Annotated in this window: 13 protein-coding genes; 8 read left to right on the top strand and 5 right to left on the bottom strand. The window is 69.9% G+C overall.

Translation table 11 applies throughout. The features are described from left to right. Both F3J10_RS30390 and F3J10_RS30395 read left to right on the top strand, forming a co-directional pair. Nucleotides 1-540: rhodanese-like domain-containing protein (locus F3J10_RS30390; protein WP_275691714.1), on the top strand; the 540-nt coding region annotated here is incomplete at its 5' end. Between the two features lie 536 nt (nucleotides 541-1,076). After that, nucleotides 1,077-2,273: a porin gene (locus F3J10_RS30395; protein ID WP_025097531.1), complete on the top strand. Its 1,197-nt coding sequence runs from the start codon at nucleotides 1,077-1,079 to the stop codon at nucleotides 2,271-2,273. A gap of 230 nt (nucleotides 2,274-2,503) precedes the next feature. Here the strand turns inward: F3J10_RS30395 and F3J10_RS30400 are convergent, their stop codons facing one another. Further along, a complete protein-coding gene (locus F3J10_RS30400; protein ID WP_025097530.1) occupies nucleotides 2,504-2,722 on the bottom strand; it encodes a hypothetical protein in 219 nt (72 codons plus the stop codon). 15 nt (nucleotides 2,723-2,737) lie between these two features. Beyond that, nucleotides 2,738-3,073 carry a hypothetical protein gene (locus tag F3J10_RS30405; protein ID WP_167243663.1) on the bottom strand — a complete coding sequence of 112 codons (336 nt, stop codon included), beginning with the start codon at nucleotides 3,071-3,073 and terminating at the stop codon, nucleotides 2,738-2,740. A gap of 411 nt (nucleotides 3,074-3,484) precedes the next feature. On the opposite strand from F3J10_RS30405, the gene F3J10_RS30410 reads away from it, so the two are divergent. Further along, the gene (locus F3J10_RS30410; protein WP_167243657.1) at nucleotides 3,485-4,303 is read left to right on the top strand and encodes an enoyl-CoA hydratase; all 819 of its coding nucleotides are present in this window, start codon (nucleotides 3,485-3,487) and stop codon (nucleotides 4,301-4,303) included. Nucleotides 4,304-4,414: 111 nt separating this feature from the next. Here F3J10_RS30410 and alr read toward each other — a convergent pair whose 3' ends face one another. After that, a complete protein-coding gene (gene alr / locus F3J10_RS30415; RefSeq protein ID WP_166915717.1) occupies nucleotides 4,415-5,542 on the bottom strand; it encodes an alanine racemase in 1,128 nt (375 codons plus the stop codon). A gap of 438 nt (nucleotides 5,543-5,980) precedes the next feature. Between alr and F3J10_RS30420 the strand changes: the two genes are divergently transcribed. From F3J10_RS30420 to egtD, 3 genes are all read left to right on the top strand, one after another. Continuing rightward, nucleotides 5,981-6,367, top strand: a complete 387-nt coding sequence (locus tag F3J10_RS30420; RefSeq protein WP_025097526.1) for a DUF427 domain-containing protein — start codon at nucleotides 5,981-5,983, stop codon at nucleotides 6,365-6,367. 218 nt (nucleotides 6,368-6,585) lie between these two features. Next, nucleotides 6,586-7,857 (top strand): ergothioneine biosynthesis protein EgtB, encoded by a 1,272-nt coding sequence (egtB, locus tag F3J10_RS30425; protein ID WP_167243658.1) that lies wholly within the window; start codon nucleotides 6,586-6,588, stop codon nucleotides 7,855-7,857. Between the two features lies 1 nt (nucleotide 7,858). Then, nucleotides 7,859-8,836, top strand: a complete 978-nt coding sequence (gene egtD, locus F3J10_RS30430) for an L-histidine N(alpha)-methyltransferase (protein ID WP_167243664.1) — start codon at nucleotides 7,859-7,861, stop codon at nucleotides 8,834-8,836. A gap of 30 nt (nucleotides 8,837-8,866) precedes the next feature. On the opposite strand, the gene F3J10_RS30435 is transcribed toward egtD, so the two are convergent. Next, nucleotides 8,867-10,486, bottom strand: a complete 1,620-nt coding sequence (locus tag F3J10_RS30435) for an NAD(P)/FAD-dependent oxidoreductase (protein ID WP_167243659.1) — start codon at nucleotides 10,484-10,486, stop codon at nucleotides 8,867-8,869. Beyond that, complete coding sequence (locus tag F3J10_RS30440) at nucleotides 10,486-11,997, bottom strand: polyamine aminopropyltransferase (protein ID WP_167243660.1); 1,512 nt, start codon at nucleotides 11,995-11,997, stop codon at nucleotides 10,486-10,488. The genes F3J10_RS30435 and F3J10_RS30440 overlap by 1 nt, the downstream gene beginning before the upstream one ends. Before the next feature lie 109 nt (nucleotides 11,998-12,106). Here F3J10_RS30440 and F3J10_RS30445 point away from each other — a divergent pair, with 109 nt between their 5' ends. Together F3J10_RS30445 and F3J10_RS30450 are read left to right on the top strand one after the other, a co-directional pair. Continuing rightward, complete coding sequence (locus tag F3J10_RS30445; RefSeq protein WP_167243661.1) at nucleotides 12,107-12,493, top strand: DUF350 domain-containing protein; 387 nt, start codon at nucleotides 12,107-12,109, stop codon at nucleotides 12,491-12,493. Nucleotides 12,494-12,513: 20 nt separating this feature from the next. Beyond that, the coding region (locus F3J10_RS30450; RefSeq protein WP_167243662.1) for an SPFH domain-containing protein at nucleotides 12,514-13,403 on the top strand (890 nt) is incomplete at its 3' end.

Below are 13,403 nucleotides of genomic sequence, written 5' to 3' on the forward strand. Positions count from 1 at the left end.
CTGGGCGCCTGGCGCGCCGAGGTGCCCGAGGCCGCGCCGATCGAGCGGATCGCGCCGGCCACGCTGGCCGCCTGGCGCGCCGAAGCCGGGGCGGATGCCGATACTGATGCCGATGCCGCGGTGGCCGTGATCGACGTGACGGCCAGCGCCAACTACGTGAAGCGGCACGTGCCGGGTGCCTGGTACGCGGTGCGCGCGCAGTTGCGCGCGGCGCTCGCGACGATTCCGGCCGCGCGGCGCTATGTGCTGACCTGCAATACCTCGCAACTGGCCGCCTTCGCGGCCGTCGACCTGCGCGCGCTGCTGCCGGCCGAGGTCGGCGTGTTCGTGCTCGACGGCGGCACGCTGGCCTGGATCGACGCGGGCCTGCCCGTCGAGGCGGGCGAGACGCGCCTGGCCACGCCGCGCACCGATCGCTACCGGCGTCCCTACGAGGGCACCGACAACGCGGCCGCCGCGATGCAGGCCTATCTCGACTGGGAGTTTGGCCTGGTCGAGCAACTGGGCCGTGACGGCACGCATCATTTCCAGGTGATCTGAGCGTCGCCGCGCTGCCGCGCCGGTGTCGATCCGGCGCGGCAGCGCTTCCTTCCCGGCCGCCGTTCGCGGCCGACCCCCGCCTCGATGGCCGCGCGACTTGCGATGCCCCCGCCTCGTCGCGCGCCCCGCCCGATCCTTACGTATGACATTCCGATCGCCCGATCCGGAAACAGACTTGTAAGTCTGTCTACTCGCGTTTCCGGCGGCGGCAGGGGCAATACATCGTATGCATTTGAATTGCTGCGTTGCATCAATTCAAACGCCAGCGCTAGCCTGACGCACCTGGGTTTGGCGCCTGAAATGTAAATCAGGGTTTATGCCGGGACCGGTTTCATCGATTCGACAATCAAACGAAAAACGCTTTGTGCATCGCGCTCAAACGCTCACCGTTTAGTGAATTCCCGCGTTGCGCCGAACCGACGATGCGCTTTTGACTGGTAGGGAATTGTCAGCTTCTCGGTCAGAATGGCGCCGGCATGGAAACTCGCCCATGCCCGTAGCACACGAGACCAAAGAATCCTGAGGATGGAGAAGCAATGAAAAAGCACGTAGCGGTTGCCATCACGGCAGCCGGCCTTGCCACGGCCGCGCACGCCCAAAGCAGCGTGACCCTGTACGGGATCGTCGACAATGGCCTGGCCTACCAGAACAGCAGCGGCTCGCTGGGCCAGACGGCCAACGGCCATTCGTCGGTGAAGATGTCGACGGGCGTCTGGGCGGGCAGCCGCTTCGGCCTGAAGGGCGCGGAAGACCTGGGCGGCGGCACCAAGGCCGTGTTCACCCTGGAAGCCGGCGTCAACACCGCCAACGGCACCTCGCAGTTCAGCGGCGGCATCTTCACGCGCCAGGCCTTCGTCGGCCTGTCCGATACCAAGTACGGTACGCTGACCGCCGGCCGCCAGTACACCGCCTACTACACGCTGCTCTCGCCGTGGAGCCCGACCACCTGGCTGACCGGCTATTTCGGCGCTCACCCGGGCGATATCGACTCGCTCGACACCAGCTACCGTGCCAACAACTCGCTGGTCTACATGTCGCCGAAGTACTACGGCTTCACGTTCGGCGGCTCCTACTCGTTCGGCGGCCAGCCGGGCAGCGTCAACGCCGGTTCGACCTGGAGCGCGGGCCTGCAGTACACCAACGGCCCGCTCGGCGTGGCCGCGGCGTTCCAGCGCGTCAACAACGCGGCTTCGGGCGGCGGCGCCTGGAGCCCGAACTCGACCACCTCGAACGGCGGCGCGCAGGCAGCCGTGTCGGCGATCAACAACGGCTACATCACGGCGCAGGCGCAGCAGCGCGTGGCGGTGACGGGCGGCTACCAGTTCACCTCGCAGTTCGACGTGACGGTCTCCTACTCGAACGTGCAGTACATCCCGGGCGCCAACTCGACCTTCCGCAACACGGCCACCTTCAACACCGCCGGCGCGGTGCTGCACTTCAAGCCGGTTGCCGTGTGGGACTTCGGGCTCGGCTACAGCTACACGGCGGCGACGCTGTCCAACGGCGTGTCCAGCGCGGCCCGCTACCACCAGGTCACGGCCTCGCAGTACTACAGCCTGTCCAAGCGCACCGGCCTGTACGCGGTCGAGGCCTACCAGCACGCCTCGGGCAACACGCTGTCGAACGGCAAGGTGATCGCGGCGACGGCCTCGATCGGCGACGGCTTCAACAGCACGCCGGCCACCACGCGCGGCCAGGTCGGCCTGGGCGTCGGCCTGATCCACCGCTTCTGATCGAGCGCGCGGGCGCGGCGCATCGCGTCGCGCTCGCGAATGCAAAACGGGCAGCTCCCGCCTCGGCGGGGCTGCCCGTTTTTTCATGGCTGGACGATGAGGCTGCCGGCGAATCGATCGCGCTGGCGAGCCGGCGGCGAGATGTCGAGCGAGGGGAGTTGCCTGGAAAGGATGGTTGGCCGGATCAGGCCATGCACGTGCTACGGCAAGGGAAGGACGCGGCGGCTCAATCAGCCGTGGCTGTCGACCCAGGCACGCGCCCATTCGAGCCCGGCAAAGCGCGCGGCATCCTCGGTATCGAACACGCCGAGCACGCTCGAGGCGTCGACCAGCCGGTTGTTGCGCGTGATGGTGCCGCTGGCCGCATAACGATCGGGCTGCATGATCTCCTCCTGCTGGAGGATTGCATGGCCCCAGATCTGGTAGCCCTTGTAGGTTTCGGCTTCCATCGGCGGGGGCTTCCGTCAGCGCAGGATGGTGACGCCCGCGGCGGCCGGCGTGCCGACCCGCAGCACGTTGCCGTCCGGCGTGAACAGGCGTGGGATATCGGGCGTGCCCGGGGCGGCGCGCGGTGTATCGGGCGTGGCCGCGTGCGGCCTTGCCAGCGGCTTGGCTTCCACGGCCGGCGGGCGCACGCCCGCGTCGACCAGGCGCGGTGCGACGCGCTTGTGTTGTTTCGGTGCTTTCGGCGCGGCCGGCGCCATGTCGTGGTGGGCACCGCCGCGTGCTTCGGGCGGATTCCAGATTTCGACGTAGTGGTCGCCCGCGAATGCCGGCGACGTGACCGCCAGCAACAGCAACCCGCATCCAACCAGTTTCACTATGTATTCTCCGTGTGGCACCGGAACCTGCCGCCATGGCGGCGCGTTCCGTGTCGGCCGGTGCCCCGCGCGATTGCACTGCGCGGCGAGCTTCGGCCAACGAGCGATTGTCTCATGGACACACTGCCCGGCAGGCGATTTTTACCGGCCGCCGGCGAGTCGAGTGCTGTATGAATATACAGTATTTTCGACGCGGTCGCGAGGCATGAAACGCGGCGCCGGCGTCGGCGCCAGACGCGGCGCGGCTCCGATCGCGGCAGGGCGCGCGGCGACAGGCGCCGAGGCGGCTCGGACCGGTCCGAAGCGGTGTAAGGTGGCGCGCAGGACCGTCGCGTGCGCGCGACGCCCCATTGAAAAATACGAAAACATCGAGGCAGCCAGGAGGGCGACATGCATTCCCCAGCAGGCGACGACGAACCCCATGTATTGCGCGAGGACGCCCAGGGCGTGACCACCTTGCGCCTGAACCGGCCGGCCCAGGCCAACGCCTTGTCGAATGCGATGCTCGCCGAGCTCGGCCGCGCCTTCGACTCGCTGGCCGGCGATACGCGGCTGCGCTGTGTGGTGCTGGCCGCCGAGGGCCGCGCCTTCTGCGGCGGCCACGACCTGCGCGAGATGCGCGCGCGCCGCGGCTCGGCCACGGCCCGCCGCGACTACCTCGAACTGTTCACGCGCTGCAGCGCCCTGATGCAGGCGATCCGCGGCCTGCCGGTGCCGGTGATCGCGCGCGTGCAGGGCGTGGCCACGGCGGCCGGCTGCCAACTGGTGGCGGCTTGCGACCTGGCGGTGGCGGCCGATACGGCGCGCTTCGCCGTCTCCGGCATCGAGGTCGGGCTGTTCTGCTCGACGCCGGCCGTGGCGCTGTCGCGCAACGTCTCGGCCAAGCGCGCCTTCGAGATGCTGGTCAGCGGGCGCTTCATCGACGCGAGCACGGCGCGCGACTGGGGGCTGGTCAACGAGGCGGTGCCGGCCGACGCGCTCGATGCGGCGGTGGCGCGCCTGGCGGCCAGCATCGTGGCGAAGTCGCCGGCCGCCGTGCGTCATGGCAAGGCGATGTTCCATCGCCAGCGCGAGCTGCCGCTCGACGAAGCCTATCGCCACGCGGCCGCGGTGATGGCCGACAACATGATGGAGCCCGACGTGGAGGAGGGGATCGACGCGTTCCTGGAGAAGCGGCCGGCACGCTGGGGCCGATCGGGCGAAGCCTGAGATCGAGGCCGGCGGCATGCGCGGCACGCGCTGCCGGCTGGCCTGTTGCCCGCGCCCGCCGGGATGGCTCGGGCGCGAGCCGGTGCCCGCCGGGAATGCAGCGACGCCGGATCAGCGCCCGTAGCTGCCGGTGCGCAGCGCCGGCCGTTCGAGCGGCTCGGCATCGACCAGCGGCTCGACCTCCACCGGCACGCGCCGCGCGATCGCGCAGATCAGCTCGTAGCCGATCGTGCTGGCGGCCTCGGCCACCTCGTCGACATGCACCTGGTTGCCCCACAGCTCGACCGGCGAGCCGATACGCGCGTTCGGGCAGGGCGTGAGATCGACCGTCAGCATGTCCATCGAGACGCGGCCGACCACCCGCGTGCGCACCCCGTCGACCACGATCGGCGTGCCGGTGGGCGCGTGGCGCGGATAACCGTCGGCATAGCCGCAGGCCACCACGCCCACCCGCATCGCGCTGGAGGCGGCGAAGCGCCGGCCGTAGCCGACCGTCTCGTTGGCCTCGATGGTCTGGATGCCGATCAGCCGGCTGCTCAGCGTCATCGAGGGCAGCAGCCCGGTGTCGGCGATGTCGCGCGCCACGCCGGTCGGCGAGGCGCCGTAGAGGATGGTGCCGGGGCGCACCCAGTCGCGATGCGCGGCCGGATGCCAGAGCACGCCGGCCGAGTTCGACAGCGTGCGTTCGCCGGGCAGGCCCTGGGTGGCGGCGTCGAACACCTGCATCTGCCAGTCGGCCTGGCCTTCGTCGGCATTGGCGAAGTGCATCATCAGCGCGATGCGGCCCACCGCCGGCATCGCCGAGGCGCGCTGCCAGGCCTCGCGATAGACGTCGGGGCGAAAGCCCAGCCGGTTCATGCCGGAATTCATCTTGAGCTGGATGTCGATCGGGCGCGTCGGGCGCGCGGCGGCCAGCATGTCGAGCTGTTCCGGGGCATGCACCGCGACGCTGAGCCGGTAGCGATCCGCGATCGCGACATCGGCGGGCTCGAACAGGCCTTCCAGCAGCAGCACCGGCCGGGTCCAGCCCAGCTCGCGCACGCGCACCGCCTCGTCCAGGTCGAGCAGGGCGATGCCGTCGGCCTCGGCCAGCCCCGGATAGATCCGCTCGATGCCATGGCCGTAGGCGTTCGCCTTGACCACGGCCCACACGCGCGAACTGGCGGCGCGTCGGCGGATCACCGCGAGATTGTGGCGGACCGCGGCGGGGCGGATCTGGGCAAGGATGGGACGGGGCATGGCGGTCTCGGTCGGAATGGCGATGCGCCTTGCCGATCGGCCTCTCAGTGGCGATCGATAGCGCGTTTCGCGGTTGGTATGGTGACGGACGCCATCATATGGGCATCGAGGCAGTTTTATTTAATGTTTTTGTCACGTTTTTGGTAAAGATTGCCCGAGGCCGGGCGGATCGCGCGGCCCGGGCGGCAGTCGCCGTGCCACCATCCGGCCCCGGTTGCGGGCATGGAACCTGCGGCGGGACACAAGCCCGGCCGCGGCTGGCCGAAGCTGCTCGCATTTCCGTATCGCGCGAGCGGCCGCGCCAGCCCTTGCCGGCCCTGCCCGGCGCGCCGTGCGCGGGCCGGCGGCCCGGGTTGGTGCCGGCCTCGTACGCATGTCACGAAATCGACGTACGATGCCGGAATATTCAAGCGCGATGAACGCTGAAGGAGCGACCCCATGTCCTCGTCATCCGATCGCCCCGTCCGGGTTCCCGGCCCGGATCATCCGATTACGATCGCGCCCACCGGCGCCCATGTCCGCGTGCTGGCCGACGGCGCGCCGCTGGCCGACACGCACGGCGCGCTGACGCTGCGCGAGGCCAGCTATCCGCCCGTGCAGTACATCCCGCGCGCCGATATCGACGTCACGCGCGTGGTGCGCAGCAGCCACACCAGCTATTGCCCCTACAAGGGCGAGGCCAGCTACTACTCGATTCCCGCGCTCGGCCCGCGCGGCGAGAACGCGATCTGGTCCTACGAATCGCCGCACGAGGCGGTCGCCTCGATCGCCGGCCATTTCGCGTTCTATCCCGAGCGCGTCGACGCCATCGAGATCGCCGCCTGATCCAATCCGCCAAGGCACTGTAACCGCGGCCGCGTTTCCAACGAACTTGGGGAACGCATGATCCGCGTGCCGACCCGCCCGCCCGCGCGCCTCGCGCCCGGGCGGCCTTGCGCACCATCCGCCGCCGTGGCGCGTGCCCCGTCGGGCGGACGCTTGCTGGTGACATCCATGGGCCGGTCCGCCACCGCGGGCCGGCCGCCACTCCCGGAATCCGACCGATGACCAAGAACGAACTGACGGCGCGCACGCTCGCGTCGACCCTGGAGCGGGAGATCGCCGCGGTGCGGCGCCATAGCCTCGAGCTCGCGAGCCCGCTGAGCCCCGAGGACCAGGTCCTGCAGTCGATGCCCGACGCGAGCCCCACCAAGTGGCATCTCGCGCATACCACCTGGTTCTTCGAGACCGTGATCCTGGCGCGTCACGCGCCTGGCTACACCCCCTTCGACGAGCGTTACGCCTACCTCTTCAACTCCTACTACGAGGCGCTCGGGCCGCGTCATGCGCGCCCGCGGCGCGGGATGCTGTCGCGGCCCTCGCTGGAGGACGTGCTGGCCTATCGTCATCACGTGGAAACGGCCCTGCTCGAGCTGGTGCGCGGCGCGGACCTGCCGCTGCTGGTGGAGATCGCGCCCGAGATCACGCTCGGGCTCAACCACGAGCAGCAGCACCAGGAGCTGCTGCTGACCGACATCCTGCATGCCTTCTCGGTGAATCCGCTGCTGCCCGCCTATCGCGACGACGGCGCCGCGCCGCGCATGCCGGCCGGCCCGGCGGGCGAGGCGCGCTGGCTGGCGCACGCGGGCGGGATCGTCGAGATCGGCCATGACGGCAGCGGCTTCGCCTTCGACAACGAGGGCCCGCGCCACCAGGCGCTGCTGCGGCCCTTCGAGATCGCCGATCGCCTGGTGAGCAACCGCGACTACGCGGCCTTCATCGCAGACGGCGGCTACACCACCGCGGCGCTGTGGCTGTCCGACGGCTGGGCCGCGGTGCAGCGCGAGGGCTGGTGCGCGCCGGCCTACTGGCAGTCGCGCGAGGCCGGCGCGCTCGGCCTCGCGCGTGACGCGCACGATCCCGGCGCCGGCCTGCCCGGCTGGCTCGGTTTCGGCCTCGACGGCCTGCAGCCGCTCGATCCCGACGCGCCGGTGGCGCACCTGAGCTTCTTCGAGGCGGCCGCCTATGCCGAATGGGCCGGCGCGCGGCTGCCGACCGAGTTCGAATGGGAGGCGGCCTGCGCGCTGCCCGGCATCGCGCAGATGCTCGACCACGTCTGGCAATGGACGCGCTCGTCCTACGACCCGTATCCGGGCTTCCGGCCGCTGCCGGGCATCGCCTCGGAATACAACGGCAAGTTCATGGTCGGGCAGCAGGTGCTGCGCGGCAGCAGCCTGGCCACGCCGCCGGGCCATGCGCGGCCGACCTACCGCAATTTCTTCCCGCCGGCCGCGCGCTGGCAATTCACAGGAGTACGCCTTGTACGAGACCTCTGAGCTGTTCCGCGCGAACCCCAACAGCGCGAGTCGCCCGCCTGCCCGGAACCCCTTCCTGCGCGACCTGCTCGACGCGCTGGGTACCCGGCCGCGCAGCATCTCGCCGAAGTATTTCTACGACGCGGCCGGCTCGGCGCTGTTCGACCGGATCTGCGAGCTGCCCGAGTACTACCCGACGCGCACCGAGCACGCGATCCTGGCGGCGCACGCGGGCGAGATCGCGCAGGCGATCGGCGCCGAGGCGAACCTGATCGAGTTCGGCGCGGGCTCGCTGTCGAAGATCCGCTTCGTGCTCGACGCCTGCCTGGCCGCCGGGCCGCCCGCCAGCTACGTGCCGGTCGACATCTCGGCGGCCTATCTGCGCGAGTCGGCCGCTGCCTTGCGCCGTCACTATCCCGCGCTCGAGGTGCAGCCGGTGGCGGCCGATTATCTGCAGCCCGAAGCGATGCGCGAGCTCGCGCGCGTGCCGGATCGCCGGATCGGCATCTTCTTCGGCTCGACCATCGGCAATTTCTCGAACCGCGAGGCCGATACCTTCCTGGGCTGCACCGCCGCGCTGCTGGCCGGCGGCGGCCTGCTGATCGGCGTCGACCTGGTGAAGGACACGGCGGTGCTGGAGCGCGCCTACAACGACGCGGCCGGCGTGACGGCGGCCTTCAACCTGAACCTGCTGGCGCGCGCCAATGCCGAGCTGGGCGCCGACTTCGATCTCGACGCCTGGCGTCATCGCGCGTTCTACGACAGCCGGCTGCAGCGCATCGAGATGCACCTGGTCAGCCTGCGCGCGCAGACCGTGAAGGTCGGCGGCCAGGCCTTCGAGTTCGCCGAGGACGAGACGATCCACACCGAGAATTCGCGCAAGTTCACGCTCGACGGCTTCCGCGAGATGGCCGAGCGTGCCGGCTACGTGCCGCGCAAGGTGTGGACCGACGAGGCGCAACTGTTCAGCCTGCACTGGCTGGAAAGCCCGGCGCGCTGAACGCGGGGCGCGTTGCCGACGCGGGCCGGTTCAGGCCAGCACGCGATCGGCCGCGCGCATTCCCCAGTAGGAGGCTTCCTCGAACAGCGACAGCCCCGACAGGTCGCTGTGCGCGAACACTACCGGCCCGTCGGCCTCGCGCAACGCGAGGATGCCGGGCCGCGACAGGAAGCCGACCTCGGGCGTGGCCATCGCGTGGCCGCGCACGGTGATCTCCAGCGCGCTGGCGTGACGCCACAGCTCGCGTCCGTAAGCGATGCGCAGGTCGACGGCGGCCTGCTCGCGCAGCTCGGACGGCGAGGCGGCGGCCAGCCAGCGGCGCGTCTGGTCGGGCGTGCGCGGCGTGTCGAGCGCCGTGTAGGCCGAGAACACCGAGCGGCGCGGCGGCGAAAGCCGGATCAGCTGATGCGTGGACACCACGTAGCCCAGCCCCTCGCCGCGATACACCACGTTGTCCCAGGCCAGCACCTCGCCGGGCGCTTCCGCCGGCATGCCGTCGAGCAGGAAGTTCGACACCAGCCAGGGCGCGCGGGGCGGCAGGTCGCGCGCCGGCTCGAAGCCGTGGGCGGCCAGCGGGAATACATGCGCGGCGACGAACAGCGGCATCGCGCAGACCATGCGGCGCGCCTTGAGCGTGAAGCTAGCGAGCTTGCCGTCGGCGCCGAGCCGCGCGCACAGCACCTCGACGCCGTTCGCGCCGGGGCTCGCGCGCACCGCGAAACCCTCGCCGATCCAATCCTCCCTGCCCAGGCGCGCATGGGTCGAGGCCACCAGCTTGTCGACCATCGCATGCAGCCCGTCGGGCCAGGTCAGCACCGCGCCGTCGCCGGCATTGGCGGCATGGCCGCCGCGCGCGGCGAAGTAGTGCAGGCCGGCCCAGGCCGAGACCTGCTCGAAGCCGGCGCCGTAGTCGTCGCGGCAGCAGTAGTTCAGGTACCAGAGCAGCGAGGGCGCGGTGTAGCCCTGCTCGCGCAGCCATTGGCGGAAGGTGAGCGTGTCGAGCGCGCGCCATGGCGGATCGGTCGAGGATTCGGCCAGCGGGATGCAGAACAGCTTGCGCCCGTCGCGGCCGCGCGCCTCGCGCAGCGAATCGACATAGGCGAAGAAGCGCGCCTGCTGCGCGAGTTCCTCGGCGCCGATGCCGAGGGTCGGCACCAGCCCGTCCTGCCATTGCCCGCCGATCAGCAGCCGCTCGTCGGGCGCGTGCACCAGGATGCGTTCGTCGAAGCGCGGCCGCGCCGTGAACGGATCGGCCTCGATCACGCCGAGGTCGGCCAGCATCTCGCGCAGGTGGGTGGATTCCATCGAGGGCAGCGGCAGGTAGTGCGCGCCCTTCGGATAGCCGAGCTCGCCGAAGCGCCCGCCCGCCGCGTTGCCGCCGAACTCGGGGCCGCCCAGCAGCAGGAAGTCGCGATGGCCGGCGCGCGCCAGTTGCCAGGCGCAGGACAGGCCTGCCGCGCCGGCGCCGAGGATCGCGACGTCGACGCGGATCTCGCCTTGCGGTGGCGGCAGCGCGTGGTGGTCGCGCAGCGCGTGGCCCTCGCGCATGCCGGGATAGTCGAGCGCGGGCGTGGTCTCGAACCAGCCGCTGCGGCCGCAACTGGCCAGCGACAGCGAGGCGGAGGCGAGCAGGAAGCGTCGGCGGTCCATCAGCGCAGCACGTGCTTCCAGTCGTCGTCGAAGCGGCGCACCAGCGGCTGGTCGTTCAGCTCGTTGGGCGACATCGGCAGGGCCGGCATGTCGGCCGGGAAGTGGAACATCTCGGCCGCGGTGCGCGCGTCGAGCCAGCGCGTGGGCACCGAGAAGCGCACGGGCACGGTGTAGTCGCCGCGCTTGCCGGCGATCAGGAAACCCCAGTCGCCGAACGAGGGCACGTAGCAGTGATACGGCCAGGTATGCAGGCCGGCCTCGCGCAGCGTCGCGTCGATGGTCCAGAACGCGTGCGGCGCGAAGTAGGGCGAGGTCGACTGGATCACCGCGTAGCCGTTCTCGGAGAGATGCCGCGCCAGCAGCCGGTAGACCGGCACCGAGAACAGCCGGCCGATGCCGAAGTTGGTCGGATCGGGGAAGTCCACCACGATCGCGTCGTAGACCTGGCTGTTCGATTCGAGCCAGCGCACCGCGTCGTCGTTGATCACGCGCACGCGCGGGTCCTTCAGCGAGCCCTGGTTCAGCGCGACCAGCCGCGAGGCGGTCGAGAACAGCCGCGTCATGGCCGGGTCGAGATCGACCAGGGTCACGCTCTCGATGCCGCGATGCTTGAGGATCTCGCGCACCGCCAGGCCGTCGCCGCCGCCGAGCACCAGCACATGGCGCGCCCAGGGCAGGGCGTCGAGCACGGGGTGGATCAGGGCTTCGTGATAGCGGTGCTCGTCGCGCGAGGAGAACTGCAGGTTGCCGTTCAGGTAGAGCCGCAGGTCGTCGCGCCATTGCGTGATGACGATGCGCTGGTAGGGCGTGGTTTCGGCGTAGACGGTTTCGTCGCCGTACACGCCGTGCTCGGACCAGCGCGTGATGGTGCCCGACAGCGCGAAGCCGGCCACGAGCAGGCCGATCACCAGCGCGGCGCGCATCAGCTTGAGCGGCACGCGGCTGATCTCGGCGCGGAACAGGTGGGTGGTCCAGACCGCCACCAGCGCGTTGAGGATGCCGAACAGAAAGCTGGTGCGCAGCAGGCCCAGGCGCGGTGCCAGCACCAGCGGGAACAGCAGGGAGACCGCCAGCGAGCCGAGGTAGTCGAAGCTGAGCACCTCGCTGACGGTGTCGCGAAACGCCTGGCGGCGCTGCTGGAAGGCGCGCATCACCAGCGGGATCTCCATGCCGATCAGCACGCCGAGCACCAGCACCAGCACGTAGAGCGCGGCGCGGAACGGCGCCGCCAGCCAGCCGAACACCACGAACAGGAAGGCGGCCGACAGGCCGCCGATCAGCCCCACCAGCAGCTCGATGTCGACGAAGCGGTCGAGCACGTCGTCGTCCTCGACGAACTTCGCCAGCCAGGAGCCGATCCCCATCGCGAACAGGTAGCAGCCGATCACCGAGGAGAACTGCAGGATCGAATCGCCGAGCAGGTAGCTCGACAGCGCGCTGCTGATCAGTTCGTAGCCGAGCCCGCAGGAGGCGAGCACCAGCACCGACAGGACGAGCGCGCGTTTATGCATGGCGGGGGGCAGGGCGGGGCCGCTGTGCAGCCTTGCGCGATCTGGCTATACTGGCGCGGATTTCCGTTGGGCAGCCACGAACCGGGTACAGGACGCGGGTGAAATTAGAATGAACGGCGCCATTTCTTATGCAGTGCATTTACTGTCGGCCTTCGCGCTGATTTTCGTGTTCGCGGCAGTGTACCTGAAGGCCACGCCCTTCGACGAACTGGCGCTGATCCGCGAAGGCAACGTGGCGGCCACGCTGTCGTTCGGCGGCGCGCTGCTCGGCTTCTGCCTGACGCTGGCCTCCAGCATCGCCCACAATTCCACCTTGCTGTCGGTGGTGCTGTGGGCGATCGGCGCGATGCTCGTGCAACTGCTCACCTACGTGGTGCTCACGCGCATCCTGCCCGGCATGAACCACGCGATCGAGGACCGCAACACGGCGATGGGCGGCCTGATGGGCAGCGCCTCGCTGGTGGTCGGGATCATCAATGCCGCCTGCCTGACCTGACGCGGCGCACGGAGACTACGATGGGTATCGGCTCTTTCATTCGCAAGCAGTTCGTCGACGTCATCCAGTGGACCGAGTCGGGCGACGGCATGCTCGCCTGGCGCTATCCGATGCAGGACAACGAGATCCAGTACGGCGGCCAGCTCACCGTGCGCGAATCGCAGGCGGCCCTGTTCGTCAACGAAGGCCGTATCGCCGACCTGTTCGGCCCGGGCCTCTACAAGCTGAGCACCAGCACGCTGCCGGTGCTCACCTCGCTGCGCAACTGGGACAAGCTGTTCGAGTCGCCCTTCAAGTCCGACGTCTATTTCTTCAGCACGCGGCTGCAGCTCGGCCGCCGCTGGGGCACCCCGCAGCCGGTGACGATCCGCGATCGCGACTTCGGCTTCGTGCAGGTGCGCGCCTTCGGCATCTACTCGTACCGGATCGCCGACGTCACCGTGTTCCATCGCGAGATCAGCGGCACGCGCGGCGAATACACGGTCGACGATCTCGAGCAGCAGTTGCGCAACCTGGTGGTGACCGCGATGAGCACCGCCTTCGGCAACGCCGACGTGCCCTTCGTCGACATGGCCGCGAACCAGTCGCTGCTCTCGCATCGGATCGCCGAGGCGCTGGTGCCGACCTTCGCGCGCTACGGCGTGGCGCTCGACGCCTTCGCGGTGGAGAGCGTGTCGCTGCCGCCCGAACTGCAGAAGGCGCTCGACACGCGCATCAGCATCGGCATGACGGGCGACCTGGCGCGCTACACGCAGTACCAGGCCGCGCAGGCGATTCCGCTCGCCGCGCAGAATGCCGGCGGGCTGGCCGGGGTGGGCGCGAACCTCGCGGCCGGCGCGGCGATCGGCCAGGCCATGGCGGGCGGGCTCAACCCGGCGCAGGCGCAGGCGCCGGCGGCGGCATCTGGGTC

Origin of the sequence: Burkholderia sp. Cy-637 (assembly GCF_011753175.1) — a bacterium.
GTDB lineage: Bacteria > Pseudomonadota > Gammaproteobacteria > Burkholderiales > Burkholderiaceae > Burkholderia > Burkholderia gladioli.